At 41.1% G+C, this 24091-nt stretch carries 26 protein-coding genes; 13 read left to right on the forward strand and 13 right to left on the reverse strand.

The window, feature by feature from the left end; translation table 11 throughout:
- Window position 1: 1 nt before the first annotated feature.
- Window positions 2–679, forward strand: coding sequence for a DUF4956 domain-containing protein (locus LZD48_RS14255; protein ID WP_235763392.1), 678 nt, complete (start codon window positions 2–4; stop codon window positions 677–679).
- Window positions 680–799: 120 nt separating this feature from the next.
- Here the strand turns inward: LZD48_RS14255 and LZD48_RS14260 are convergent, their stop codons facing one another.
- On the reverse strand, window positions 800–1627 hold the full coding sequence (locus tag LZD48_RS14260) for a squalene/phytoene synthase family protein (RefSeq protein ID WP_235763393.1): 828 nt from the start codon (window positions 1625–1627) through the stop codon (window positions 800–802).
- Window positions 1628–1796: 169 nt separating this feature from the next.
- On the opposite strand from LZD48_RS14260, the gene LZD48_RS14265 reads away from it, so the two are divergent.
- The 3 genes from LZD48_RS14265 to LZD48_RS14275 all read left to right on the forward strand — a co-directional run bounded on the left by LZD48_RS14265 (window position 1797) and on the right by LZD48_RS14275 (window position 4779).
- Complete coding sequence (locus tag LZD48_RS14265; protein WP_235763394.1) at window positions 1797–2960, forward strand: MFS transporter; 1164 nt, start codon at window positions 1797–1799, stop codon at window positions 2958–2960.
- A gap of 125 nt (window positions 2961–3085) precedes the next feature.
- Window positions 3086–4255 (forward strand): AI-2E family transporter, encoded by a 1170-nt coding sequence (locus LZD48_RS14270; RefSeq protein WP_235763395.1) that lies wholly within the window; start codon window positions 3086–3088, stop codon window positions 4253–4255.
- 11 nt (window positions 4256–4266) lie between these two features.
- The gene (locus tag LZD48_RS14275; RefSeq protein WP_235763396.1) at window positions 4267–4779 is read left to right on the forward strand and encodes a methylated-DNA--[protein]-cysteine S-methyltransferase; all 513 of its coding nucleotides are present in this window, start codon (window positions 4267–4269) and stop codon (window positions 4777–4779) included.
- A gap of 62 nt (window positions 4780–4841) precedes the next feature.
- Here the strand turns inward: LZD48_RS14275 and LZD48_RS14280 are convergent, their stop codons facing one another.
- Window positions 4842–4988 carry a hypothetical protein gene (locus tag LZD48_RS14280; protein WP_235763397.1) on the reverse strand — a complete coding sequence of 49 codons (147 nt, stop codon included), beginning with the start codon at window positions 4986–4988 and terminating at the stop codon, window positions 4842–4844.
- 193 nt (window positions 4989–5181) lie between these two features.
- On the opposite strand from LZD48_RS14280, the gene LZD48_RS14285 reads away from it, so the two are divergent.
- Genes LZD48_RS14285 through thrB form a run of 3 tightly spaced genes read left to right on the forward strand, consistent with a single transcriptional unit; the run spans window position 5182 to window position 8421 of the window.
- Window positions 5182–6483: a homoserine dehydrogenase gene (locus LZD48_RS14285; RefSeq protein ID WP_235763398.1), complete on the forward strand. Its 1302-nt coding sequence runs from the start codon at window positions 5182–5184 to the stop codon at window positions 6481–6483.
- Window positions 6480–7544, forward strand: a complete 1065-nt coding sequence (thrC, locus tag LZD48_RS14290) for a threonine synthase (RefSeq protein ID WP_235763399.1) — start codon at window positions 6480–6482, stop codon at window positions 7542–7544. Before LZD48_RS14285 ends, thrC begins: the two co-directional genes overlap by 4 nt.
- The gene (gene thrB / locus LZD48_RS14295; protein ID WP_235763400.1) at window positions 7537–8421 is read left to right on the forward strand and encodes a homoserine kinase; all 885 of its coding nucleotides are present in this window, start codon (window positions 7537–7539) and stop codon (window positions 8419–8421) included. The genes thrC and thrB overlap by 8 nt, the downstream gene beginning before the upstream one ends.
- A gap of 48 nt (window positions 8422–8469) precedes the next feature.
- Here the strand turns inward: thrB and argF are convergent, their stop codons facing one another.
- Window positions 8470–9435, reverse strand: coding sequence for an ornithine carbamoyltransferase (gene argF / locus LZD48_RS14300; RefSeq protein WP_235763401.1), 966 nt, complete (start codon window positions 9433–9435; stop codon window positions 8470–8472).
- A gap of 728 nt (window positions 9436–10163) precedes the next feature.
- Here argF and LZD48_RS14305 point away from each other — a divergent pair.
- Together LZD48_RS14305 and eutH are read left to right on the forward strand one after the other, a co-directional pair.
- Window positions 10164–11540 carry an FAD-dependent oxidoreductase gene (locus tag LZD48_RS14305; protein WP_235763402.1) on the forward strand — a complete coding sequence of 459 codons (1377 nt, stop codon included), beginning with the start codon at window positions 10164–10166 and terminating at the stop codon, window positions 11538–11540.
- Window positions 11541–12465: 925 nt separating this feature from the next.
- The gene (gene eutH / locus LZD48_RS14310) at window positions 12466–13545 is read left to right on the forward strand and encodes an ethanolamine utilization protein EutH (protein ID WP_235763403.1); all 1080 of its coding nucleotides are present in this window, start codon (window positions 12466–12468) and stop codon (window positions 13543–13545) included.
- Between the two features lie 18 nt (window positions 13546–13563).
- Here eutH and LZD48_RS14315 read toward each other — a convergent pair whose 3' ends face one another.
- From LZD48_RS14315 to LZD48_RS14330, 4 genes are read right to left on the reverse strand one after another with little or no spacing between them, the layout of a single operon-like run.
- A complete protein-coding gene (locus tag LZD48_RS14315; RefSeq protein ID WP_235763404.1) occupies window positions 13564–14235 on the reverse strand; it encodes a hypothetical protein in 672 nt (223 codons plus the stop codon).
- Window positions 14232–14978: a hypothetical protein gene (locus LZD48_RS14320; RefSeq protein WP_235763405.1), complete on the reverse strand. Its 747-nt coding sequence runs from the start codon at window positions 14976–14978 to the stop codon at window positions 14232–14234. The genes LZD48_RS14315 and LZD48_RS14320 overlap by 4 nt, the downstream gene beginning before the upstream one ends.
- Window positions 14965–15855: an ATP-binding cassette domain-containing protein gene (locus LZD48_RS14325; protein ID WP_235763406.1), complete on the reverse strand. Its 891-nt coding sequence runs from the start codon at window positions 15853–15855 to the stop codon at window positions 14965–14967. Before LZD48_RS14325 ends, LZD48_RS14320 begins: the two co-directional genes overlap by 14 nt.
- Window positions 15852–16238 carry a GntR family transcriptional regulator gene (locus tag LZD48_RS14330; protein WP_235763407.1) on the reverse strand — a complete coding sequence of 129 codons (387 nt, stop codon included), beginning with the start codon at window positions 16236–16238 and terminating at the stop codon, window positions 15852–15854. The genes LZD48_RS14325 and LZD48_RS14330 overlap by 4 nt, the downstream gene beginning before the upstream one ends.
- Window positions 16239–16354: 116 nt before the next feature.
- Here LZD48_RS14330 and LZD48_RS14335 point away from each other — a divergent pair, with 116 nt between their 5' ends.
- Window positions 16355–16795, forward strand: coding sequence for a YaiI/YqxD family protein (locus LZD48_RS14335; protein ID WP_235763408.1), 441 nt, complete (start codon window positions 16355–16357; stop codon window positions 16793–16795).
- 171 nt (window positions 16796–16966) lie between these two features.
- Here LZD48_RS14335 and LZD48_RS19100 read toward each other — a convergent pair whose 3' ends face one another.
- The 6 genes from LZD48_RS19100 to LZD48_RS14360 form a co-directional block, all read right to left on the reverse strand.
- Window positions 16967–17182, reverse strand: coding sequence for a type II toxin-antitoxin system PemK/MazF family toxin (locus LZD48_RS19100; protein ID WP_369010268.1), 216 nt, complete (start codon window positions 17180–17182; stop codon window positions 16967–16969).
- Window positions 17183–17275: 93 nt separating this feature from the next.
- Window positions 17276–17473, reverse strand: coding sequence for a DUF2281 domain-containing protein (locus LZD48_RS14340; protein WP_235763409.1), 198 nt, complete (start codon window positions 17471–17473; stop codon window positions 17276–17278).
- Between the two features lie 306 nt (window positions 17474–17779).
- Window positions 17780–18493, reverse strand: a complete 714-nt coding sequence (uppS, locus tag LZD48_RS14345) for an undecaprenyl pyrophosphate synthase (protein WP_235763410.1) — start codon at window positions 18491–18493, stop codon at window positions 17780–17782.
- 21 nt (window positions 18494–18514) lie between these two features.
- Entirely contained in the window at window positions 18515–19966 is a 1452-nt protein-coding gene (locus LZD48_RS14350; RefSeq protein ID WP_235763411.1) for a DUF4153 domain-containing protein, read from the reverse strand.
- 103 nt (window positions 19967–20069) lie between these two features.
- Window positions 20070–20702, reverse strand: coding sequence for an HAAS signaling domain-containing protein (locus LZD48_RS14355; protein ID WP_235763412.1), 633 nt, complete (start codon window positions 20700–20702; stop codon window positions 20070–20072).
- Window positions 20699–21031, reverse strand: a complete 333-nt coding sequence (locus LZD48_RS14360; RefSeq protein ID WP_235763413.1) for a PadR family transcriptional regulator — start codon at window positions 21029–21031, stop codon at window positions 20699–20701. The genes LZD48_RS14355 and LZD48_RS14360 overlap by 4 nt, the downstream gene beginning before the upstream one ends.
- A gap of 374 nt (window positions 21032–21405) precedes the next feature.
- Between LZD48_RS14360 and LZD48_RS14365 the strand changes: the two genes are divergently transcribed.
- The 3 genes from LZD48_RS14365 to LZD48_RS14370 all read left to right on the forward strand — a co-directional run bounded on the left by LZD48_RS14365 (window position 21406) and on the right by LZD48_RS14370 (window position 24069).
- Window positions 21406–21582: a hypothetical protein gene (locus LZD48_RS14365; protein ID WP_235763414.1), complete on the forward strand. Its 177-nt coding sequence runs from the start codon at window positions 21406–21408 to the stop codon at window positions 21580–21582.
- On the forward strand, window positions 21534–21776 hold the full coding sequence (locus LZD48_RS19105; protein ID WP_369010269.1) for a Fic family protein: 243 nt from the start codon (window positions 21534–21536) through the stop codon (window positions 21774–21776). The genes LZD48_RS14365 and LZD48_RS19105 overlap by 49 nt, the downstream gene beginning before the upstream one ends.
- Before the next feature lie 721 nt (window positions 21777–22497).
- Window positions 22498–24069: a Vga family ABC-F type ribosomal protection protein gene (locus tag LZD48_RS14370; protein WP_235763415.1), complete on the forward strand. Its 1572-nt coding sequence runs from the start codon at window positions 22498–22500 to the stop codon at window positions 24067–24069.
- Window positions 24070–24091: the final 22 nt, after the last annotated feature.

Raw genomic sequence — 24091 nt, forward strand, 5'->3', positions numbered from 1 at the left:
GATGGATATGATCAATCAGTTTTTTTCAGTAGATGGCGGAGAAACGACATTGGTGCTCAGTTTAGCCGCAATGGCACTTACAACAGTTTTAAGTATTATCATTACACTTGTATATCAAATGACCTTTTCAGGTGAGCGTTATTCTCAGAATTTCGTGCATACGATTATTATTATGAGTGTTGTCGTGTCGGTTATTATGAATGTGGTGAGCGGAAATGCCGGGGTTGCGTTTGGTTTATTTGCGGTCTTCTCCCTGATCCGCTTCCGTAGTGCCGTGACGGATGCGAAAGATATTGCCTATATTTTTTTTGGGCTTTCCGTCGGGATGACTAGTGGATTGTATCAATTCCAGTTAGCCATCATCCTGACATTTTTCGCAAGTATCTTATTTTATATTCTTCATAAAATCAATTACGGAAAAGGCAAAGATACTCAAATTCTAAAAGTGACGGTTCCGGAGAACTTGAATCATGAAAATCTGCTGGATGATGTGTTCGCGGAGTTCACGCTCTCCCATCACTTACGCCAGGTGGAGACGACAAACCTTGGTACGATGATTATGTACACGTATGCCATCCGGACGAAATATGAAACGAAAGATAAAGTGCTGCTCGACCGGATTCGGGAAAAGAATGCGAACTTGAAAGTATCTTTATCTTACTTGCAATCAGAGGATTGATCCACAGTTCAAAGGCGCAAGCGCCTGGTTAGCGACGTACAAACTGGGGCACGCCAGATTTCCAGCGTTTTCTATGCAACAAAAAGCTGCCTCTTCTCTTCAGGAGTGGCAGCTTTTTTCTTATGCTTCTTCTTTTAAAATTTTATCCACGGTATCTTCCACTTCGTTCCGAGTCATCTTCTCATGACCTTCATCCATTGCCTGAAGTGTCTTTTTCGCAAGAGCAAGTGGAATCCGGCAGAAGAGGACGATATTCTTCGTCTCTAGATCTTCCATATATTCATCCGCCTTGGCCAAGTTATCCCGAGCATAGTCAAACATATCCGCACGCGTCCAGCCATCCGGAATGAAACGGACGCCCCGCTCGGCATCTTCATCCTGATTCCTTAGCATGTTCACAGCTTGTAAGCCACGGCCATAGCCAATCGCCAAGTCATAATCGGTCTCTGTTCCATCATACCAGTTCCAAATATCGGATAGCATTACCCCGACCAGGCCAGCGACAAAATACGTATATTCATCTAATTCTTCTTTTGTTGTTACAATAAATTCCTTTTCAACCCATTTTGCCATTCCGTCTGCCATGATGCTTGTCGATTCCATCACTTTCCCGATGATCTCAGCCGGGCAAACTTCGATCCAATCCGCAAGCCGGTGGGTCACTTCCGGTAATTCGTCGTATGGCTTAATCAATGCTTCGAAAGCTTCCCGGTCAAATCCTTCTTTAGACCGCAATAGTCCAGCTATTTTCCGTAATAAAAAGATTTTCGTTTCTTTCGGCATTGTTTCATGATCTTCAATTTCATCAATGGCACGCATGCATAAATAAGCTGCGCCAACTGTTTTTCGTAGCTTGGTTTTTAATAATTTAATTGGTATATAAAATGTTCTGCTAGTCAGCTTTAACATGTGCATTGCTTCTTTTTGTAATTTCGCTTCTGTACTCAACGCGTTGTCCTCCCTTTAAAACTTGAGGTACATCAATTATAACAAACTTTACACGCTTTTTCCTCTTTCTGCTCGAACCTTGTGAATTTAACGATTAGCACGTAGAATAATAAAGTGAAACTCTATTGATCGGCAGTACATGTATTTACACTAGAAAGGTCGTTACATCATGAATAAACGTGTTTATTTTTTAATGACAGTATCTTTTGTCGTCGGAATGGTTGAACTAATTATCGGGGGAATTCTCGATCTGATTGCGGAAGATTTGGATGTGAGTCTTGGCTCGGCGGGAATGCTTATTACAATCTTCTCGTTAACATTCGCTATAACTGCTCCGATTCTGCTCGTTCTCACTGCAAAAGTGGAGCGTAAACGGTTAGCATTGATTTCTTTAACCGTCTTCTTATTCGGGAACATCCTTGCAGTAATTAGTCCATCTTATAGTATTCTCTTTATCGGAAGAATTATTTCTGCTGCAAGCAGTTCAATTTTAATCATTCTTTGCGTTGTGCTCGCTGCGAATATTGTCGAACAAAAATACCGCGGGCGGGCAATTGGAATCGTGAGCATGGGTGTGAGTGCCTCCCTCGTATTAGGAGTGCCGATTGGACTAAGTCTCGGTAACCTCTTCGGCTGGCGTGCCCCTTTTCTCATGATTGTCATTCTCACCGTCATTAGTATGATTGGTGTGCATTTCTTTATGGAACGGGTTGCTCCACGTCCGGTCAGTTCAATTAAGGAACAATTCCTTTCGCTTAAGGACCGAAAAGTCTTCTTTGCCCATCTGACCATTTTTCTCATGCTTTCAGGGCATGCCGTGCTATATGCTTATTTGACACCATTTGTTCAAGTGACGATGGGACTTACGGAAAATAGTATCAGCATCGTGTATCTTCTGTTTGGACTTGCTGCGGTGAGTGGGGGAGCTTTCGGTGGAACAATGGGAGATAAATTCGGAAATACGCGCGTAATTCTATTCTTCATCACAATCTATGCTGCCATGCTTTTCGCCATTTCCCATACAACATCCATCGTGCCGTTATTTATTGTTGTACTCATCTTATGGGGCTTAATGAGTTGGTCGGTGACACCCCCGATGCAGAGTTATTTAATGGATTCAGCTCCAGAAACGGCCGATATGCAAATCAGCATCAGCAACTCAGCTCTTCACTTCGGTATCGCCTTTGGTTCCTTCATCGGCGGAATTTCGATTGACCAAGTAGGCGTGGAGATAAATCCATATATCGGCGGACTAATTGTCGTTGTTGCTTTTCTTACGATGTATATTTCTAAGAAGCAAAAAGAGAAAAATAAAGGGCTGGCAGCGAATTGATACTGTTTTTTAAGCGTGATTTATCTTATACTAAGAGTATAAGATTTAATAAAGTGAAACTTCATTAAAATGAGGTTTCTTCACCAATAGAAATAGTAGAAGTCTACGGAAAAAAGGGGTAGCATATGAGGCAGACAAGCAAATTCATTAAATTTATTGGCGGTAAAAATTTATTCTTTCTTTTTGCGTTATTATCGCTGATTGGACTTACCATTTTCATTTACGATCGAGTTTCTTATGTGTTTTATCCGGTACTCGTTATTGTTTCAACGATAACCCCGCCACTAATTTTGGCATTCATCGCCTTCTATCTGCTAAATCCGATTGTGAATTTACTTGAACGATTACGGATAAAACGGATTTGGGGAATTATCATTCTAATCCTTGCGATTGCTGGAATTTTAACAGGTGTTGTTCTACTGACAGCCCCATTGATTGAAGAGCAAATTAAAGATTTAGGGCAAAATTTCCCGAACTACCTTGCACAGCTCGGAGCGACGATTACGGATTGGGTCCAGAGTTCCTTCCTCGCGCCTTATTATGAAGAAGGGTATAACTGGGTTGTAAATAATTTCAGTAATCTGCCGAGCATTATTGGCGGATATGTAATCAGCGCCTTTGAAAGTGTCCAGACTGTTGCTTCTACCGTAACGAATATTGTCGTTGCGATTGTAACATTCCCAATTATTCTCTTCTTTCTATTGAAAGACGGAGCACGATTCAAAGATTATTTCTTGACCTTGCTGCCACCATCTTTCCGGAAAGATATGCACAAGATTCTTCATAATATGGATACACAGGTCGGTTCCTACATCCAGGGCCAGATTATTGTTGCGACTTGTATCGGGATTCTTTTATATATCGGTTATTTAATTATCGGCATGCCTTATGCACTCACACTCGCAATTATTGCAGCAGTGACGTCTGTTGTACCATATCTTGGACCGACGATCGCAATTCTTCCTGCAATCATCATTTCGATTGTCGACTCACCATTCATGTTGCTTAAACTTGCAATCGTTTGGGCTGCAGTCCAATTTTTAGAAGGGAACTTTGTTTCACCGAACGTGATGGGACGCACCATGCAGATTCATCCGCTCACGATTATTATCGTCTTACTCGTAGCAGGTAACCTCTTTGGTGTCGTCGGGGTGATTCTAGGTATTCCGGGATACGCAATCTTAAAAGTTCTTGTTCAATATCTATTTGATAAGTTTAAACAAAGATATAACAAAATCTATGGTGAAAATCACGGCTTTTATCCGACCGTGGAGGATGAGACGAAGAACAGTTAGGAGTTGTTGATATGGAAAGGAAAGAGGAAGTCATCTACTTCAGCTCGTTGGAACAGGACGGAAAGCAAATGATTTTAGCAGCTACGGAAAAAGGTTTGTGCTGGGCTGGCGGATTTAACGAAGATGAGGAAGATATGAAGGCTTGGCTCTTGAAGCAGAATCCGGAGCGGATTTTTGTAGAAAATGCAGAGAGGCTTGTACCCTATAACCACATATTCAAGGAATACTTTTCCGGAGAACGAAATAGGCTTGACCTCCCGCTTGATCTGCGAGGTACAACATTCCAACTCGCTGTATGGGATGCACTCCAACAGATTCCGTACGGTGAGACGAAAACCTATTCTGAAATTGCTGCAGCGATCGGAAATCCAAAAAGCATCCGAGCGGTCGGGACAGCCATTGGAAAGAATCCCGTCCTCATCGTCGTTCCCTGCCACCGGGTTATCCAAAAAGATGGTAGTCTTGGCGGGTTCCGAGCAGGTCTGGACCTGAAGAAAACGCTTCTCGAACTCGAGGGTGCTTGAGATTTGGGACAGGGGGTCAGAGCATTTGTCCCAGGAACAAATGCTCTGACCCCCTGTCCCGCTCATTTTTTCCGGAACAGTAAGACGACCCCAAGTCCACATAGTAATCCTAAGAAGCCGAATAGTTCGATTTTGTTCACTGCTATTCCGATGAGTAAACCAAGGATCAGCAGGATAAAAAACAAGCTGCCGACAATTTCATGTCGCATTGAACTCCCCCTCCGCCTAACCGGATACTATAAGGTATTGATGAAATAATAAATTGTTATTCATCTTTTCTAAAAGTAAGCGTTTTAAATAAAAAACTCGTTGGTTCTGTATTGATATCTGGTACTTTTCGTGGTTAAATTGATTAAATATAGAAAATTATACTGCGATACTCTGCAGTGATGAGGTGAGGAAATGGAAAATAAAGTATCCGTTGGTTTATTAGGTCTTGGTGTTGTTGGATCCGGAATTGTGCAGATCATTAACGAACACCAGGAAAAGTTAAAGCATCAACTGGGCGTGACGGTTGAGGTAAAACGCGTCCTTGTCCGCAATCTGGAGAAAGCACGGGAAGTCGATGTTGACCCTACCCTGCTCACAGTCAATCCGGATGATGTGTTAAATGATCCGGAAATTGATGTCGTCATCGAAGTGATGGGTGGAATCGATACCGCAAAAGATTATATCCTCCGTGCCTTTGCCGCGAAAAAGCATGTCATTTCCGCAAACAAAGACTTAGTCGCCCTGCATGGACCAGAACTGCATGCTGAAGCAGAGAAGAACAAATCCGACTTCTTCTATGAAGCAAGTGTTGCGGGAGGCATTCCAATCCTTAGAGGAATTACAGATGGCCTTTCATCCGACCGTATTGAACGCGTCATGGGAATTGTCAATGGAACAACGAATTACATATTAACGAAAATGGCAGAGGAAGGCGCAAGCTATGAAGCTGCATTAAAGCAAGCTCAAGATCTTGGATTTGCAGAAGCCGACCCGACAGCTGACGTGGAAGGACTTGATGCCGCCCGGAAGATGGCTATCCTTGCCCGCCTTGCGTTTTCTGCGCCTGTTGATTTAGATGATGTGACAGTCACAGGGATTTCCAACATCACCGCAGATGATATTCAGAACGGGACTGAATTAGGCTATACGATGAAATTGATCGGTTATGCAGACTTCAGAAATGGGGAGCTTGAAACTCATGTACTGCCGACCTTCTTATCCAATGAGCATCCACTTGCAACTGTGAAGAATGAATACAATGCTGTTTATGTATACGGGAAAGCTGTGGGAGAAACGATGTTCTACGGGCCTGGTGCAGGTAGTCTTCCAACCGCAACGGCTATCGTATCGGATCTAGTAGCTGTCGTGAAAAACATCCGCCTCGGTGTAACAGGTGAACAGGTTGTAACGAACTATTTCCCCAAAGCATTGAAGGATGAAAGTGAGCGCTTCTCCCAATATTACTTGCGTGTAAATGTGAAAGACGAGGCAGGTGTGTTTTCCAAACTGTCTAATCTGTTCCATGAACATGAAATCAGCTTGAAACGAATTATCCAACGCCCGAATGAAGAGAAGAAAACAGCTGAAATCATCGTTATTACACATCAGACATCCGAAGCAAACTTTACAAACTTACTGGAGAAAATCCGGAAATTAGACGTATTAAAAGAAATCTCAAGCTATTACCGTGTTGAAGGAGATGGAACAGAATGACTTGGCAAGGACTAATCAAACAATACCGAGATTATTTACCGGTAACAGAGAAAACACCAGAACTAACATTAAATGAAGGAAATACACCGCTCCTCCACTTCCCTTCCCTATCGGAAGAGCTCGGAATCGAGCTGTACGGAAAAATTGAGGGTGCTAATCCTACCGGTTCTTTTAAAGACCGCGGAATGGTAATGGCGATTGCGAAAGCGAAAGAAGAAGGAAGTAAATCGGTCATCTGTGCTTCAACCGGAAATACTTCCGCTGCAGCTGCAGCTTATGCAGCACGAGCAGGCATGCGCGCAATCATCGTTATCCCTAAAGGGAAAGTAGCGCTTGGAAAACTTGCACAGGCGGTTATTTACGGAGCAGAAATCATTGAAATTGACGGAAACTTTGACGAGGCATTGAAGATGGTGCGCGAAATTAGTGAAACATCACCAGTGACACTCGTAAACTCGGTGAACCCGTATCGGATTGAAGGACAGAAAACAGCAGCCTTCGAAATTATTGACGACCTCGGGACGGCACCAGATATTTTAGCAATTCCAGTTGGGAATGCTGGTAACATCAGCGCCTACTGGAAAGGTTTCAAAGAATATCATGAACATAAACAAAGCGGGTTACCAAAAATCTTTGGCTTTGAAGCAGAAGGTGCTGCAGCAATTACGACGAATGAACCAATCGACCAGCCGGAAACAATCGCAACCGCAATCCGTATCGGAAATCCAGCTAGCTGGGACCTAGCAACAACTGCCCGCGATGAATCAGGAGGAATCATCACTTCCGTCAGTGATGAAGAAATTTTACACGCGTTCAAGCAACTTCCAAAAAAAGAAGGAGTATTTGCCGAGCCAGGATCCAATGCTTCCATTGCCGGCGTTATCCAACAATGTAAAGCAGGCAATATCCCACAAGGAAGCAAAGTCGTTGCTGTTCTAACTGGAAATGGATTGAAGGATCCACAAACCGTTCAAGAGAATCAGGAAATCGATCCCGTATCTCTTCCGAACGATGCAGCAGCAATTAAGCAGTATATTGAAGAGTTGACGAGCCATGAGTAGTTTCATGATACGGGTTCCAGCAAGTTCTGCAAATATCGGACCCGGATTCGACTCCATGGGTTTAGCAGTTGATTTATATTTAACATTGGAAGTGACCGAGCAGACGACATGGGAATTCATTTCCCCGTCTGCCTGTGACGTTCCTTTTGAAGAGAATTTCATTTATACGACAGCAAAACAGACTGCCGAAAGACATGGAAAAACATTACGCCCTGCCCTTGTGGAGGAAACGACAAGTATCCCGCTCGCCAGAGGCTTAGGAAGCAGTGCCGCTGCGATTGTTGCAGGAATTGAGCTAGCCAATCAGCTTGGCGACCTTGGCTTGTCTCAAGAGGAAAAGCTAGCTTATGCAACAGAAATCGAAGGACATCCAGATAATGTTGCCCCTGCCTTACTCGGAGGACTTATCATTTCTACCTATAAAGATGAAGAAATTGATTGGTTGAAGATTGATCAGCTCGGTCTTGAGTTAATTGCTCTCATCCCAGCAGTCGAATTGAAAACGAAGGCAGCAAGGGATGTATTACCAGAACAATTTTCAATCGCTGACGCCGCTCTTGGCAGCGGGATCGGTAATGTAACGGTTGCAGCGCTTATTAGCGGCGACTATGAGCTTGCCGGGAAAATGATGGAGAAAGATATTTTCCATGAACCATATCGAAAATCATTAATCCCGAACTATGATTTGATTCAGCAAACAGCGAAAGAACATGGGGCGTTTGGAACAGTCATAAGTGGTGCAGGGCCGACCATGATGTCCTTTGTACCGCAAGATAGAAGCAGTAAAGTTATTACAGCTCTAAAAGAGGTCTTACCCGATTATCGTTTAGAGCGTATGAAAATGGATACGGTTGGTTTAATAGTAGAATCAAAATAAGGGTATGAGCGATTATTACTCGCTCATACCCTTATTTTTTGCATATCTTTAGCTCATCAAAGCAGTCATCAACGCTTTTTGAGCATGCAGACGGTTTTCAGCCTGCTGGAATACAGCAGATTGCTCCCCTTCCAGTACACTCTCTGTCACTTCTTCCCCGCGATGTGCAGGTAAGCAATGAAGAAACGTAACATCTGATTTCGCTTTTGCCAGCAGCTCATCATTCACTTGGTAGTTAGCAAAAATTGCTTTTCTTTCCTTTTGCTCTGCTTCCTGACCCATACTTGCCCAGACATCTGTATAAATAAAATCTGCATCTTTTACAGCTTCAGCCGGATCAGTCATAACAGAAATAGTCCCACCAGTTTCCGCCGCAATTTCTTCTGCCTGCTTCATCACTTCTTCATTCGGGAAATAGTTTTCAGGTGCTGCGACCACCATATTTATTCCCATCTTCGCAGCTCCGATCAGAAGTGAATTCGCCATATTATTTCCGTCTCCAATATAAACAAGCTTCTGACCTTTCAGCGTTCCTTTCGTCTCCAGCATCGTTTGTAGATCCGCTAACACCTGACAAGGGTGATGCAAGTCCGTTAATCCATTGATGACCGGAACGGATGCATATTCTGCGAGCTCTTCCACGTCTTCATGGGAGTAAGTCCGAATCATGATTCCGTCCAGATAGCCAGATAATACGCGCGCCGTATCTGCAATCGTCTCACCACGACCAAGCTGGATATCTTTCGAATTTAGAAAGATTGCCTGCCCACCAAGCTGAATCATACCCGCTTCAAAAGAGACGCGCGTTCTCGTCGATGATTTTTCAAAGATCATGCCAAGCACTTTCCCTTTTAACGGTTCAAAAGCGAACCCATTCTTGCGCTGATCCTTTATATAAGAAGCAAGCTCCAATAAATGATGAATTTGCTCTGGTGTGTAATTCTCAAGGCTAAGAAAATCTCTTCCAAAAAACTCTTCGTTATCAATCTTCAGATCTTTCGCTAACGAAATCATGATGATATTCCTCCCAGAAATTTAAGTTGTGTATTATTATGCACTATTATTCATAAACATGCAATAGTTTTTTATAAGTTTTTTTTAAGGATATTAGACAGTTTGGATTTTTTCATGTGGGGATACCTTCCTACTTTTAGCCATTTCCTCCCTGCCAAAATACCGGAAAAAGTGGATGGAGCTTTCCTGTGTTGAAAGCAATTCTCTCCGCCTGAATAAACTGGAGTTAAGAACATCTCTATTCACCCGAATAAAACGGAATCGGATTTGCTCGAGTGTAAACAACATTTCCATCTATACAAGTTGAACTAAATATTCCATTCATTGTTTTTTCTTAGGAATTATGACTTGGTAGCACTTAATTAGCCACTCTTAGCCTTAAATCCGCAAAACTGTCTCATAAGTGTTCGATTAGACATACCTAGCTCGATATTTCAAAAAATGTCTCAGATAAGTGTACTATTAGACATACCCCGCTCGATATTCGAAAATATGTCTCAGACAAGTGTTCGATTAGACACACCCCGCTCGATATCCGAAAAAAACCACACGACCACTATTCATCGGACTACTGATTAGCAGTGTCACTTTAGTTGGTTTAGTCTTGTCTTATTTCAGATTTATGGATAACAAATTGTCTTCCCATTAATTTACACACATTTCCCTATTTTCCCACCGGTTTAATAAACCCAAAAACGGCAATAGTTTGGATGAAGGGAAGCGATTGAATGAAACATTATGATTATATTATCATCGGATTCGGAAAAGGCGGAAAGACGCTTGCAGCAGATCTTGCAGCCCAAGGTAAAACAGTTGCGATGATTGAGAAGTCGAATGAAATGTATGGTGGGACATGCATCAATATCGCCTGTATCCCAACGAAATTACTCATCCATCATGCAGAAAAAGATAGTCAATTAAAAAATAACAAAAATGAATATTACCGAAACGCGATTGAGGATAAAAATAAAACAATCGCCGCATTACGGGAAAAGAACTATAAAAACCTTGCAGATCAAGAGACGGTCATGGTTTATACAGCAGAAGCAAGCTTTGTCGGAACGAACCAAATCCATCTCGAAGCAAAAGAAGAAACACTGGATCTCACTGCAGATTATTTCATTATCAATACCGGTTCAGAGCCAGTCATTCCCCCAATCGATGGATTAAAAGAAGCAAATCATGTTTATACATCAACCGAACTGCAACAAGTAGCCGAGCTACCGGAAAAATTAATCATTGTCGGTGGCGGGTATATCGGACTTGAATTCGCCGTCATGTATGCGAACTTTGGAACGGAAATCACCATAATCGACAGCTCGAAAGACTTCATGGAAAACGACGACAGAGATATAGCCGAAGAAGTATTGAAAGTCGTGCAAGCTAAAGGTATCTCCGTTGTCCATGGAAGTAAAGCGACGGCGGTCTCCAATCATGAATCTGGAATAGAAGTGACTCTTGAATTTGATAAAGGAAAAGAAAGGACGGAAACAGCCTCCGCTCTACTGCTTGCGACGGGAAGGAAACCTTATACAGAAGGACTTGAACTCGGTAAAGCAAGTGTGGAAGTTGATGACAATGGTGCAATCATTGTCGATGACGATTTACGGACTTCGAACAGACATATCTGGGCACTCGGTGATGTGAACGGCGGACCGCAATTCACGTATATCTCACTTGATGATTACCGGATTGTCCGGGATCAAGTTTTAACTGGTGGCTCTTACTCTTTAGCGAAACGTAAAAATGTGCCGTATAGTGTGTTTATCGAACCCGTTCTTTCCCATGTCGGACTGAATGAAAAAATAGCGCAGGAACAAAATATAAATTATGTCGTCGCAACCATGCCGGCAGCAAATATCCCACGTACGAAAATCAATAAACAGCCGGATGGTTTGCTAAAAGCATTAGTTGATCCGGAAACAAAAAAGATTCTCGGGTGTACACTATTCTCGGCGGAATCAAGCGAAATGATTAATATCGTTCGCGTGGCAATGGAAGCGGATCTGCCGTATACCTTTTTACGGGATAATATTTTCACCCACCCGACAATGAGCGAAGGGTTGAATGATTTGTTTAAGATGTTCGATGGGAAATTGGCATAAGTTAATGTTCTTCTAAATTTAGGATTCACCGAAATGGGACTGGGTAATACGAAAGGGAAAGAACTCTCTACCTTAATACAGAGAGTCTTTCCCTTTTAGAGTATTAGGTTGAATATCAACTTCTAGTCATTACTTACTTCTGCTCTCTCTTAGAAACTATAAGAGTTATAAGATGATAATTGAAAATGTGAAATTAAAACTAATGGAACTAAAAAGGGACGTTTAGCATTGAATCTCATGCTAAACGTCCCTTTTTAGTTACCTAAATAATAAATGATGAAGCACTCTAACATTTAATAAAATAGAGGAATGCTATACTTGAGATAATAACAACAAGCAATAATCACCTCTTTATTTTATATTGAAAGATATTTGAGAAGCCCTCTTATGAATTTATCATAAGACAACTATTTATCGTGGGGCAAGTAATTCTGTTTGAATACCCAATATTACAAAAAAACTTTTGTAATATTGGGGTGGGGCAAAAAGATATGTTACATTGTTGGCAGTGAAATATCCATTTAAGGTGAAAATTGAGAGGGAATAAATAATCATAATTTTATTAATAGGAAAATCGATTGAAAAAAGCAATTTATGGATTTTTAGCCTTAGTTATGTTTCATGTGCCTTTAAACATTACAACTCTATACTTTTCAGTAACCTTTTTGAGTACTTTGATATTAGAGACAATAAATCATTCTGTTAGATTCGATTACACTCTAATGAAATTATTAATTGTAACCATCTTTTGTAGTGTTGTATTTTGGTTGGTGGATTCTGTGATTTTTAGATATGAGAGGATATGAATTCGTCTCAAAGGTGGCATAACCTCATTTACCTTGAATAAATCCGACACTTGCACCACTATCAAACTAGCTCCATAATAAAATTATCAAGCATACATACAGGAAACGGAGAAAGTCAGATGAATGAAATCATAGTTTATATCGTAGTTCTCTTCTTTATTATCGGGGCTATTGATAAAATAATCGGCAACCGCTTTGGGTTTGGTGAGCGCTTCATGGAGGGCCTGATGGCAATGGGCTCACTTGCCGTTGTCATGATCGGGATTATTTCCTTAGCACCGGTCATTGCTAAAGTTTTACTACCAATCGTCTCACCTATTTACGGCTTAATTGGAGCAGACCCGGCAACCTTCGCAAATACAATTCTTGCTATCGATATGGGAGGCTATGCTTTGGCGGAAACGATGGCACGAACTCCAGAAGCTGGATTCTTTGCCTGGGTATTCCTCGGAACATCGATTGGTGTGACCGTCGTATTCAGCCTGCCGGTTGCGCTCGGGATTATTCAAAAGAAAGACCGCGAATTTCTAGCACAAGGAATTCTTATTGGAATCGTGACAATCCCTTTCAGCACCTTTATCGGTGGAATCGCAGCAGGGTTCAACTTAGAGATGCTCATCAGAAACTTGATTCCAACCATCATCATATCGCTCTTCATCGTAATCGGTCTCTGGAAAATTCCTGTTCTTATGGTAAGAGGATTCTCCATTTTCGGGAAGTTCATTGAGTTTCTTGCTATGGTAGGACTCGTTGCTATCGTAGTTGAGACGTTAACAGGTTTCGTGGTTATTCCAGGACTTGCGCCACTCGAAGAAGGGATTCAAATTGTCGGGACGATTGCGATTTTCCTTGCTGGAGCTTTTCCAATGGTGCTCTTCATTTCAAAAGCATTTAAGAAACCACTTGAAAAGCTTGGCAGGGCGCTTGGCATCAACCCAACAGCGACAGCAGGATTAATTGCAACAATCGCCCATATTATCCCGATGCTCGCTCTTGTGAAAGATATGGATCCTCGCGGTAAGGTTATTAATATTGCCTTTAGCGTAAGTGCAGCTTTCGTATTCGGGAGCCACCTCGGATTTGTTGCAGGGATTGAGCCGGAACTTGTTTTTCCGCTGATTATTAGTAAACTTTTGGGGGGAATTAGTGCCGTTTTACTTGCGGTATTCATCTTGAACAAGCAGAAAAAAGTCGGCTGAGGGGTAGCCGACTGTTGCTTAATTCAACCAATTCACGTCTAATTCTGACTCATTATTGAATTGAACGTCTGTAGGAAGTGCGATGTACAAAACATTTTCATGATAAAAGACTTCATCAAAGTGCATAAAATGTGATCCACCTTCACGGAATTGGGTGTATGGAAATGGTTCTTTACTTACTTCAGCGTACCGATAAAGTTTCTTCCCCATCTGATTGACCGTAATTTCACCTGAATCATAATGAATGGTCGTTTCATTCCAATCATCTTTTACAGGCTCGGGTTCGATATCAGGCTTCACCTCATATAAGGTAATGTCAATCGTCTCCTGCCCTTCTACCCACTCAATGACAACAGGAAAATAGTAGTCGTCGCTGGAGGTATCATATATCGCTACTTCTTCCCGGTCCGAAAGTTCAAAACTCCATTCTTTACTCTTGTATGGTTCAAACTCTTCTACTGGAATACGACGCTCTGTTAGTTCATGTATAAGGTAGACTCTATTCTCATCAAATTCTGTCTCATCAACAAAATCCTTTGCAGGAATAAGAGAGTAAACAACCATAGATATGACTAACAGAATAGAATAACCTCCAAGCAGCCAATATCCAAAACGGTCTAATTGCAGCTTTTTCAATAAGAAGGTGAACACGACGATGATACCAAGAAGGATAAAAGGAAATAAGATCATCTTCTAACCTCCGTTCTGCTAGAAATGAATAAAGATATAGCAAATAAAATGACCGTAGAGAGCATCGTTTTCAATACAAAAATGGTGGCGCTCATTTCTTGATAATAAAACTGAAAAATATTCATCATGAAATCTGAATTGGTCTGACTAAAAACAAGCAGTAATCCTAGCAGAATGATCGGCAAAAGCGTTGGCAGTAATCTGTGAAATCTCGTTAAGGTACCAAGAAAATAACCGACAGCACACATGAAAATCAAATGCATAATCATAATAAATATTCCGGTCCATACTTCCTGACCTGATAGTACAAATCCTGGAGTCATGAACAAATATTCACCGCTAAAATAATAAATATACACACGAAGCATGATAGTAGATAATATCGTCAAGATTCCTGCTACGATGCTGATACCGATTAGAAATAGAAAGTTGGATAAATCATTAGTCCGTCCGTTACCTACGAATGGAAATGACTTTTCCCAGTCCTTTTTAGTCGTCATAATGATGGCATGGATAAGTGCCCATATCGACGTAAATAGGATGACATTATAAGCGCTATAACTTTTAGACTCTACTTCTACCTCATTCATCCCGCTGAATCCTTGCATTGGTCCAATAATTGATAAAAACAAAGCAATAACTTGAACAATAACAAGCGAAGTGAACATCCCAACATTCACTTTCAACTTATAATTTAATTGCTTCCCTACAACAGTAGAATGATCCATCTTATTTAAAGACATCATCAATCCCTCCCTTATGCTTAGCAGTCAGGTAAATACATAAATCATTTGGCTGCACCGGACCTGTAGCCATTCCGTGTTGCTTCGCCTTCTGGATAACGGGACTGTTCGATTTCACTACGGCATAAGTGGAATGATCGCCTACTCGCGTTTCATAGATTACCTCTTCACCCGCAAACAACGGCTCTAAAACTTCCGCTCTCCCCGTGATCCCTTGCGCATATTCCTTCAATTCATCCATCGACTCATGTAAGACGACTTGCCCCTCATCGATTAAAATGATTTCCTCCAGCAGGTCTTCCATTTCTTCTAAATGATGACTTGATAGAAGAATTGTCCTTGGATGGGCCAGATAATCTTTCAACAGAGCCCGGTAAAAATCTTTTCTTACGGAGGCATCCATCCCTGTTGTCGGCTCATCAAACATTGTCAGCTTGCATCTTGATGCAAGCCCAATAATCATATTGAACGTGCTTTTCTTCCCTTTCGATAAATAATCATGTTTCGCTCTCGGGTGAAAAGAAAAATACTCAAAGAGACGCTCCGCAAGAACCGCATCCCAATTCGGATAAAAGCGTGCTGCTTCTTTTAAAATATCCTTTAGTGTCAACGTATGGCTGAACTGCATTTGGTCATCTACATAAATTGCATTCACGGATACGTTTAAATTTTGGAATGGCCGCTCGGCAAATACGTTAACCTCACCCGACGTTTCGTGCCAATACCCTGCAAGAATCTTCATGAGCGTTGTTTTCCCCGCTCCATTTCTTCCGATTAATCCGGTTATTTTATCCCCTTCCAATGTGAAACTTAATTGGTTCAATGCATTTCTTCCAATCATTCGTTTCGTTAGATTTTTGCATTCAATCACTTTCATGCCCCGTCCCCCTTATGTTCTTCGATTGCATGATGCAGCATCGTAATTAATTCCTCGTCACTGACATGTAGTCGTCCTGCCTCCAGTGCCACTTCCTCTAAAAGCCCTTTCAATTTTTCATTCTTTCTTTTATCAATGATGATTGCTTTTGCTTCTTGCGTCACAAACTTTCCAAGTCCACGCTTCCCGTATAAAATATTTTCATCCGTCAAAACGTTCAAGCCTTTTGCCGCTGTGGCCGGATTGATCGTAAACATTTCCGCCAGCTGATATTGGGAGTACACCTTATCATCGGCCTTGAAATTATCATTCAATATTTCTGTTTCCATCCATTCGGCTATTTGAATATAGATTGGCCTGCAACTCGTTGAGTCGATTATCAAGTGCGCACCTCCTCTGATTCAGTGCATTACTCATGTAATGTACTATACAATAATTTTGTATAGAATGCAACTGAACTTTGGTATGCTAGTAGTAGTTAATTGAAGGAGTGTGAAAGATGAATATTTATGTTGATGCAGATGCTTGCCCAGTGAAAGATATTATTATCGATGAAGCAGTTCGAAGGGATTTGAACGTTATTCTCGTAACGAGCATTTCTCATTTTTCCCTGCAGGAAAACCCGCCAGGTGTCGAGACCATTTATGTTGATAATGCTAGGGATGCAGCGGATTACCGGATTATGAAGCTTGCCGAGAAGGGAGACCTTGTCATCACCCAAGATTACGGACTCGCCTCCCTCGCTCTTCCGAAAGGCTGTCAAGTCATGCATCATAAGGGGTTTATGTATACGAATAAGAATATCGATGAACTGCTGCAAACGCGTTACCTGAGTGCTCAAGCGAGGAAGGCCGGACAGCGCACGAAAGGACCGAAAGCCTTCACAAACGAAGACAGGGAGAAATTCCGAGAGCGGTTTATCCGTGTTTTGAAAAAATAAAAATGGACTGTGCACCAGTCCATTTTTAGTCTAATTATTTATTAGATTTAATGAATTTCATAATACGTATTTAATGCTTCACCATCACCATATGTAGTTGAGTTAGTTCGTTCCCAACTACATATGGTGATGGAATAGCCGACTTTGGTAATTATGAAATTCATTCGATTGTTAATTCGCTTTCGGACAACTTCCAGAATCTCGGAATTTACCCGACCGAATTTTTGTTCTCACGATTTGTTTAGATAGTGTATATATTTTATCAGTTCTAATCTCTGAAGTGACTTTCAGTTCACCCTCTGATAAATCAATTGTATTAATTGAAACTGAAAACTCATGATTCCTTACTTTTGAAGTGATAGCAACAACAACAATATCATTAGTCATTTCATTATAACTATTATTTGAAATAACTAGTACAGGACGTTGCTTCGAATTAGTTAAATCACTGGAACGGATATTAAAAGGATGTCGCCTTAATTATACATTGTTCCAAACCTCATCATCGATATCATTATCCCAAAAATCTAAGCTGCTTTCACTAGCCTTCGTTAAATCACCAGTTAATCTCTTTTCTTGCTTAGCTGCTAAATATTCCGCAAAATCTAGAATTTTATCTACTTCCTGATCAGGTATTTTCTCAATGATTTTAAGCAAGCGTTCTCTGGCTGTATTCATGCTAAAGGTCACCTCTTCCATGAATCGTTTATTTTATTATTGCGCTAATGCCAATTAACAAAGGGATCACACACTACAACTAGCCTGCTTTTAACTTTGAACAATCTATATATGTTTTATACATTCTTACATGCGCTGTTCTTATTGCTAAGATGAACACCAGTAACCTGAAATAGATTCGCACGACACCCGGGATTAGCGCACGATCATTGTCCAAACCCGCACGCCATCCGGGAATCGCGCACCACACCCGTATAAACTCGCACACCGACCAGGAATCGCGAAAAATCCCCGTATATCTAAGCCTTATTTCGCCTTACGATACATTTCCGTAAAATCATAAACCGCTCTGCGTTCTTGAAATTCGTAAATTGCCGCTTGCATCTCCGCTTCATCAAAATCCGGGAAGTAAATATCCGTGAAATAAAGTTCGGCATGGGCAGCTTGCCATAAAAGGAAATTACTCAGCCGCTGCTCGCCACCGGTGCGGATAACTAAATCAAGCGCTGGCAACCCGCCGGTATAAAGATAGTCTTCGATGGTTTCTTCATCCAGTTCTATATTTTTTTCTTGCATATCACGAATCACGTGCTGCACAGCCTGCACAATCTCGCCCCTCCCACCGTAATTAAAGGCGAAATTAACGATCAACCCGGTATTATTTTTTGTCTGATCCATCGACTGTTGCAATGTTTTTCTCGTTGCCTTTGGCAGCTCATCCATATTTCCAGAGATAGTGATTTTTACATTGCGTCGCATGAATTCAGGAAGCTTTGATTTGAAAAATCGAATCGGCAGCCGCATCAGATAATTGACTTCTTCCTTTGTCCGCGCCCAGTTTTCTGAAGAAAAGGCGTATAAAGTCAATGCTTCAACGCCGAGACCAATACTTGCATCAATCGCTTTTTCCATCGCTTGAACTCCAGCATAATGCCCTTGACTTCTTGTGAGTCCCCGGGATTTTCCCCATCTTCCATTACCATCCATTATAATCCCGACATGTTTCGGTATATCGACCACGACGAGCCACCTCCATTAAGTTTAGAGCCCAAGCTCTTCCAGTAATTCTTTCGCTTCATCCCTTGCAAAGTTAAATGCTTGCCAGGATTCATCTTCATTTTCAAGCTCTAGCCTCTTATCTATTAATAAACCTTTGAGCCCTGGTATTTCCGGATCTTTTTCATACAACTGTACCAGACCTTTAATACCTTCTGCTCCTAAGTTAGAGAAATAATGAATATCAATTTTCCCTGTTACTTCATATCGTTCCAGGTTATTTTCCACAATCGTTTCTTCCAAATTGACGGCATTCAACAAGCAATAAAAGAGAAATGCGCAAATCAGGTAAAAATGTAAAATTGGCAGATTCTCCAACCAGACACGAATGAGTGTATAAGCGAAGATCACGAGTAAAAATGCCATGAAATAATGGGCAAGCAATCGGTCCATTGTAAAACCATATGCCGCTTCATACAAAGTAAGTCGCTGCCATGCTGATACAAGCAGAATGCCACTAGCGGAAATCATGATAGAGTATAGAATTTGCAATAATCGTTTCTGCTTGTCATCCTCAGGCCTCACTCGCTTCATGAATACGAGTAAAATTGTCCAGTTAATCAGTGTAACGAGAATTAATTCAAAGAAACCGCGTCTTGCATAATCGGCATACGTAAAGCCGTCAAGCAAACCTTCATGAAAGAAATATTGAAACTGCAGCGCAATAAACAGCACATACAATGTGTTTAATAACATTAATATCGTAGCCGCAACGATTCCCGGCAACGTTTTTTTATTTGGTGTCTCGGGAATTTCAATCTCGCGCTTTGTCTTTTTCCCAATGACCTGGAAAATACAGAAGAAGAAAATCGCAGCAACAACCGTAAAGGCAAGACGAAATCCAACTTCAACCAGATTTACATTGATGCGGAAAATGAATAAATTTTCGATTTGCTCTTGAAAGACCGCATCCGCAGACATTAGTAACGGAACAATGATGATCAAAATCGGAATTGTAAGCAGTATTCCTAAGAGAATCTGCCTTAGTGTCCTATTTTTCACCCGCCGCCTGCTTCTCGCCATGATTCTTCCAATATAACGTAAGTAGTTCGTCAAATAGCGGAGCGCGTCCGCAAGCTTCCCAGTTACGAGTCTAATAAAGGATAACTTACCCCAGTTCAATTTCGCCGGGCTTGTAATTAAGACGATATGGAAGAATACAACGGCCGGGATTACAAGTAAATTCAGCGGATAAAATATCGTACTGTCAAATAGCAGGAAACTACCCGCAAGCAACCAGATTCCCGCCATGAGCAATAGACCTATTCGCCGGTGTTCGAAGGAAAACTTAAACCGGACAAATAACACCGTGTAAAAGAACGCGATGAAAATAATATAGGATACTCCAATTTCCCCGTATAAGAAGCTGATATTTGCTAGAAAGCCTAGAAATAGACAAGTTAACAAAAACAGCCATTCTCTTTGTTTTGTCCGCATGTTAAACGCTCCTATACATAGAATCCCTATGTATATAGACAAACTATGTACATAGGCATAAATCATTTATACTTCTCGGACTGAACAAATCTATCCAGTCCGACTAAACAGACGCTCTTCTCCCCCAGTAGTAACCGAGTAAACTAACCGGATATAATGCCACCGTGCAAAGGATACTGAGCACGATAAAAGATCGATCGAGCAGTGGATCGAACCATTCATAAGGAATCAATCGAAAAACAATCAAATACATAAGCAGCAGATTCGGAATGATCCCGATGAGAAACGTCCGGGTAAGCACCTTTTTTCCTCGTGCTCCTAAGGCTTTGCCGATTTCATAACCAAGCAATCCCCAGAAAAATAGATAGATTAAAATAATAATCGTCGTCGATTCCGTTAAACTTTCCCAAAGGATTTCCAGCCATCTCCAGCCAAGGACATTGTAACCAATCGTAAATAGTACACCACCAGCAAATAATGCAATGTTGAGGAAAACGAATAGTCGCTGCATTTTCTTCGGTGTGACGGATTTTTCTTCTTTCCAAAGTTCTGCTAGCTCTTCCGGGGAACCTAGCCGGGTAACGAGCAGGTTATAAATGTCGGCATCACGTTCTGTTATTTCCGCCAGCATCTCTTCTACATGCAGGCGATATTCTGCAATAATTTCTGCACGGTGCGGATCTTCTTCCAATGCTTTTTTAAGCTCATGGAGAAACCGTTGCGCCTCCTCGTTCATGTTTCATTTCTTCCAATAAGATTATTCATAACCTGAACATACTGTTTCCATTCGGATGTGCGTTCAGCTAGAATATCTTTTCCTTCTTCGGTAATCCGGTAATATTTACGGGCCGGCCCTTTTTCTTGATGCTTCCAGTAATGTTCAACGTAAGCTTGTTTTTCCATTTTATGAAGCGCAGGGTAAAGCGTCCCCTCCTTCATTTGCAATTGATCATCACTTCTTTTTGCCATTTCTTTCACGAGTTCATAGCCATACATATCCCGTTCATCAAGCAATTGCAGCACAAGAATGGACGTACTCCCTTTTACGAGTTCACGATTAAACATATTTTTTCACCTACCTAGAATAATTAGGTACCTTTACTATAAGGGAAATGAATTTGCTTGTAAAGATGTTTTTATATTTTTCTTCAAAACTTGACTTCGCACCCTTAATGAAGCTTTTATCTGGGCTGCTTCGGGAGGACAGACAGGACAAGTGCCATGATGAGAGGATCAAATCTGTTGCTTTCCTATTAAAGTCGAGGGCAATAACGGCAAGTAAAACATGACGCTCCATAACTAGGTGAGTTACTATTCCACTCTTGTTTCAAGACTGTTACGATATACTATAATAAATAGGGGCTGAATAATTTTGTAGCATTGTTTTGAGTTTGATGAATAAAGGCTAAATTGAGGATACTATAAGTGGAGGGGTGTAGATGGAGAATCCTTATTTAATAGTATTGCAAGAAGAGAAAGAAGTGACAAAAGAATATCACCAATTATTAAAACAAGGTACGACAAATGAAGATAGATATGTATCGGGCTATATAAAGAGATTCCGAATATCGCGGGAGATCAGCAAGTTGCCGAACCTTATGAGGTTCCGGGATTAATGGATACCCTACTAATTAAATATATTGAACTGTCTTATGCTGATTTGCATGCCATTCTCGATTTTCATCATCATTTTGAATTGATACATCCCTTTCAAGATGGTAACGGCAGGTTCTTTTTTAGCTTCGGACTAACTATGTTGAATAAAATCACGAATTCGTTCAATCATCGGCACTACATTCCACTTTTATAAAAAAATGTTATTTCATGTTTTAAGAATGGAGTAACGGGTATAGTACAGTACAAGGCGAACTACTATTGGAATTCCAGCCGAAAGATAACTTGTGTGCCGTAACAAACAACTTATCAAGAAGCGGAATCTAATAGGGATCTGCACAGCCTTGGCGGAAAATTTGCTTTACGACGGAAGGATCAGCCCGTCAGCAACAACATGAGATTCCAATTCTCTTGCATGTTTGAAAAAAATAATTTTTTGTGAAAGTGCAACTGCAACAAACCGCTGTTTGAAGTAAAAACAGCACAAAGTAAATATTAAGAATCAAGACGGGGAACAAAATTCCGTCATCACAGAACGAGGAAACAAAATTTTCCGCGCAAACCGGTCAACACGACGGGGAAAAGCCAGCTTCAAGGGTAGAAGCTGGCTTTTTCTTTGTTTAAACATTACCTCTTTCAATCTTCAATAAATATAGTATAATAAAAGCAACATGAAGCGAAAGGGTGAGCCAAGAGACAATGAAAAACTAATCCTATTTTACAAAGCGAAACAGATGAGATATGTAATGTTCAAGCAGAAGACCTGCTTCTTTCTCATGCATTTTTGTTTCGAAATAGGATTAGAATGGCTGACGATACACGATAATTGGGGATCTTTCATTTTCCCGTGCTTTCTAACTCCTATTTCAAACACGATTATAGGGGCTTTTTTATGCCCGAAAATAGGAGTTGTTTTTATGATTATAAAAGAATTAATGAACATAACGTATGAAATCGGTGATCGGAAACTCTTTGATATCGAGCATTTACAAATACGCGACAAGGAACGGATTGGACTTGTTGGCAGAAATGGATCAGGCAAGACGACCTTGCTCGAAATTATTGCAGGGAAAAGGAACATCCAATCGGGAACGATTTCCGGAGAGACATCTGCTACCCTCCTTCCCCAGCTCAAGCGAACGGACACAGTGAAAAGTGGCGGAGAAATAACCCAGCAGTACATCGATAAAGCTTTAGCACGTAAAACCGAATTGCTTTTAGCCGATGAACCGACAACCAATCTCGATACGTCAAGAATCGAAAGGCTCGAGCGTACATTCGAACGTCTGCAGGGAGCGGTCATTATCGTATCCCACGACCGTGCTTTTCTTGATGCGACCTGCGAAACCATTTGGGAGATTGCGGACGGGAATGTCGATGTGTACAAAGGGAATTACTCCGACTTCGCACGGCAAAAAGAGCTAAAAATTCAAGAACATGAGAAGGCTTATGAAAATTATGTTCAGAAGAAACAGCAGTTGGAGGATGCGATTGTTCTCAAGGAGAAAAAAGCAGAGCGGGCAAAAAAAAAGCCAAAAAGTTTAAGTAGTTCAGAAGCGAGATTAAAAGGTGCAAAACCTTATTTCGCCAAAAAGCAGAAAAAACTGCAGCAAGTAGCGAAATCAATTGAAACACGGATTGAAAAATTGGAAAGGGTCGAGAAAGTAAAAGAGCTGCCGCCAATTAAAATGACAATCCCAAATCAAGAATCACTGCAGGGAAGAACCATCATCCGTGCTGAAGCTATCACACAAGCTTTCGGGAAGCGCGTTCTTTGGAATGAGGCGAGTTTTCAGATTAAAGCTGGAGAGAAGATAGCTGTTATTGGAGAAAACGGAAGCGGCAAAACGACTTTAATCAAAAAAGTAATAAATGAAGAATCCGGCCTTTCCATTTCCCCAGCGGTAAAGCTCGGTTATTTCAGTCAGAATCTGGATGGTTTAGATCCACAAAAATCAATCCTAGAGACCGTCATGGAAACAGCTATCCAAGATGAGTCGATCGTACGAACCGTGCTCGCGCGCTTACACTTTTTCCGTGATACTGTTTATAAGCAAATGGGTGTGCTAAGTGGCGGAGAACGGGTTAAAGTCGCACTTGCAAAGTTGATGGTAAGTGATTGCAATACTCTTATTCTAGATGAACCGACGAACTTCCTTGATATTTATGCAATGGAAGAACTCGGGTCCCTGCTCAAGGAATATGAAGGAACAATACTTTTTGTTTCCCATGACCGGATGTTTACAAGTCAAATTGCCGAACGTATTTTGGCGATTGAAAACAAGGAAATAATCGATTTTCACGGGGGCTATGAAGAATTTAAAAACCGTAAGATGAAACCGGAAGTTGATACGAAGGAACAAGAGTTGCTCGTAATTGAGACCAAAATATCAGAAGTTTTAAGTAAGCTAAGTTTGGAACCAAGTGAGACATTGGATAAAGAATTTCAATCTTTGTTAAAAGAGAAACGAAAACTGCTCGGAAAATAAATTCTAAGGGCTTATTCATATA

Origin of the sequence: Oceanobacillus alkalisoli, from assembly GCF_021556485.1 — a bacterium.
Lineage (GTDB): Bacteria > Bacillota > Bacilli > Bacillales > Amphibacillaceae > Oceanobacillus > Oceanobacillus alkalisoli.

Bases quoted from the DNA above. Each gene is read 5' to 3' on its own strand.
- LZD48_RS14360 (WP_235763413.1), bottom strand. From the start codon at position 21,031: ATGTTTAATCGTGAACTCGTAAAAGGGAGTACGTCCATTCTTGTGCTG.
- LZD48_RS14265 (WP_235763394.1), top strand. From the start codon at position 1,797: ATGAATAAACGTGTTTATTTTTTAATGACAGTATCTTTTGTCGTCGGA.
- LZD48_RS14305 (WP_235763402.1), top strand. From the start codon at position 10,164: ATGAAACATTATGATTATATTATCATCGGATTCGGAAAAGGCGGAAAG.
- LZD48_RS14285 (WP_235763398.1), top strand. From the start codon at position 5,182: ATGGAAAATAAAGTATCCGTTGGTTTATTAGGTCTTGGTGTTGTTGGA.
- LZD48_RS14315 (WP_235763404.1), bottom strand. From the start codon at position 14,235: ATGATCTTATTTCCTTTTATCCTTCTTGGTATCATCGTCGTGTTCACC.
- LZD48_RS14370 (WP_235763415.1), top strand. From the start codon at position 22,498: ATGATTATAAAAGAATTAATGAACATAACGTATGAAATCGGTGATCGG.
- LZD48_RS14340 (WP_235763409.1), bottom strand. From the start codon at position 17,473: ATGAATACAGCCAGAGAACGCTTGCTTAAAATCATTGAGAAAATACCT.
- LZD48_RS14335 (WP_235763408.1), top strand. From the start codon at position 16,355: ATGAATATTTATGTTGATGCAGATGCTTGCCCAGTGAAAGATATTATT.
- LZD48_RS14320 (WP_235763405.1), bottom strand. From the start codon at position 14,978: ATGTCTTTAAATAAGATGGATCATTCTACTGTTGTAGGGAAGCAATTA.
- LZD48_RS14270 (WP_235763395.1), top strand. From the start codon at position 3,086: ATGAGGCAGACAAGCAAATTCATTAAATTTATTGGCGGTAAAAATTTA.
- LZD48_RS14275 (WP_235763396.1), top strand. From the start codon at position 4,267: ATGGAAAGGAAAGAGGAAGTCATCTACTTCAGCTCGTTGGAACAGGAC.
- LZD48_RS14355 (WP_235763412.1), bottom strand. From the start codon at position 20,702: ATGAACGAGGAGGCGCAACGGTTTCTCCATGAGCTTAAAAAAGCATTG.
- eutH (WP_235763403.1), top strand. From the start codon at position 12,466: ATGAATGAAATCATAGTTTATATCGTAGTTCTCTTCTTTATTATCGGG.
- thrC (WP_235763399.1), top strand. From the start codon at position 6,480: ATGACTTGGCAAGGACTAATCAAACAATACCGAGATTATTTACCGGTA.
- LZD48_RS14280 (WP_235763397.1), bottom strand. From the start codon at position 4,988: ATGCGACATGAAATTGTCGGCAGCTTGTTTTTTATCCTGCTGATCCTT.
- LZD48_RS14350 (WP_235763411.1), bottom strand. From the start codon at position 19,966: ATGCGGACAAAACAAAGAGAATGGCTGTTTTTGTTAACTTGTCTATTT.
- LZD48_RS19100 (WP_369010268.1), bottom strand. From the start codon at position 17,182: ATGACTAATGATATTGTTGTTGTTGCTATCACTTCAAAAGTAAGGAAT.
- LZD48_RS14255 (WP_235763392.1), top strand. From the start codon at position 2: ATGGATATGATCAATCAGTTTTTTTCAGTAGATGGCGGAGAAACGACA.
- LZD48_RS14325 (WP_235763406.1), bottom strand. From the start codon at position 15,855: ATGAAAGTGATTGAATGCAAAAATCTAACGAAACGAATGATTGGAAGA.
- thrB (WP_235763400.1), top strand. From the start codon at position 7,537: ATGAGTAGTTTCATGATACGGGTTCCAGCAAGTTCTGCAAATATCGGA.
- argF (WP_235763401.1), bottom strand. From the start codon at position 9,435: ATGATTTCGTTAGCGAAAGATCTGAAGATTGATAACGAAGAGTTTTTT.
- LZD48_RS14365 (WP_235763414.1), top strand. From the start codon at position 21,406: ATGGAGAATCCTTATTTAATAGTATTGCAAGAAGAGAAAGAAGTGACA.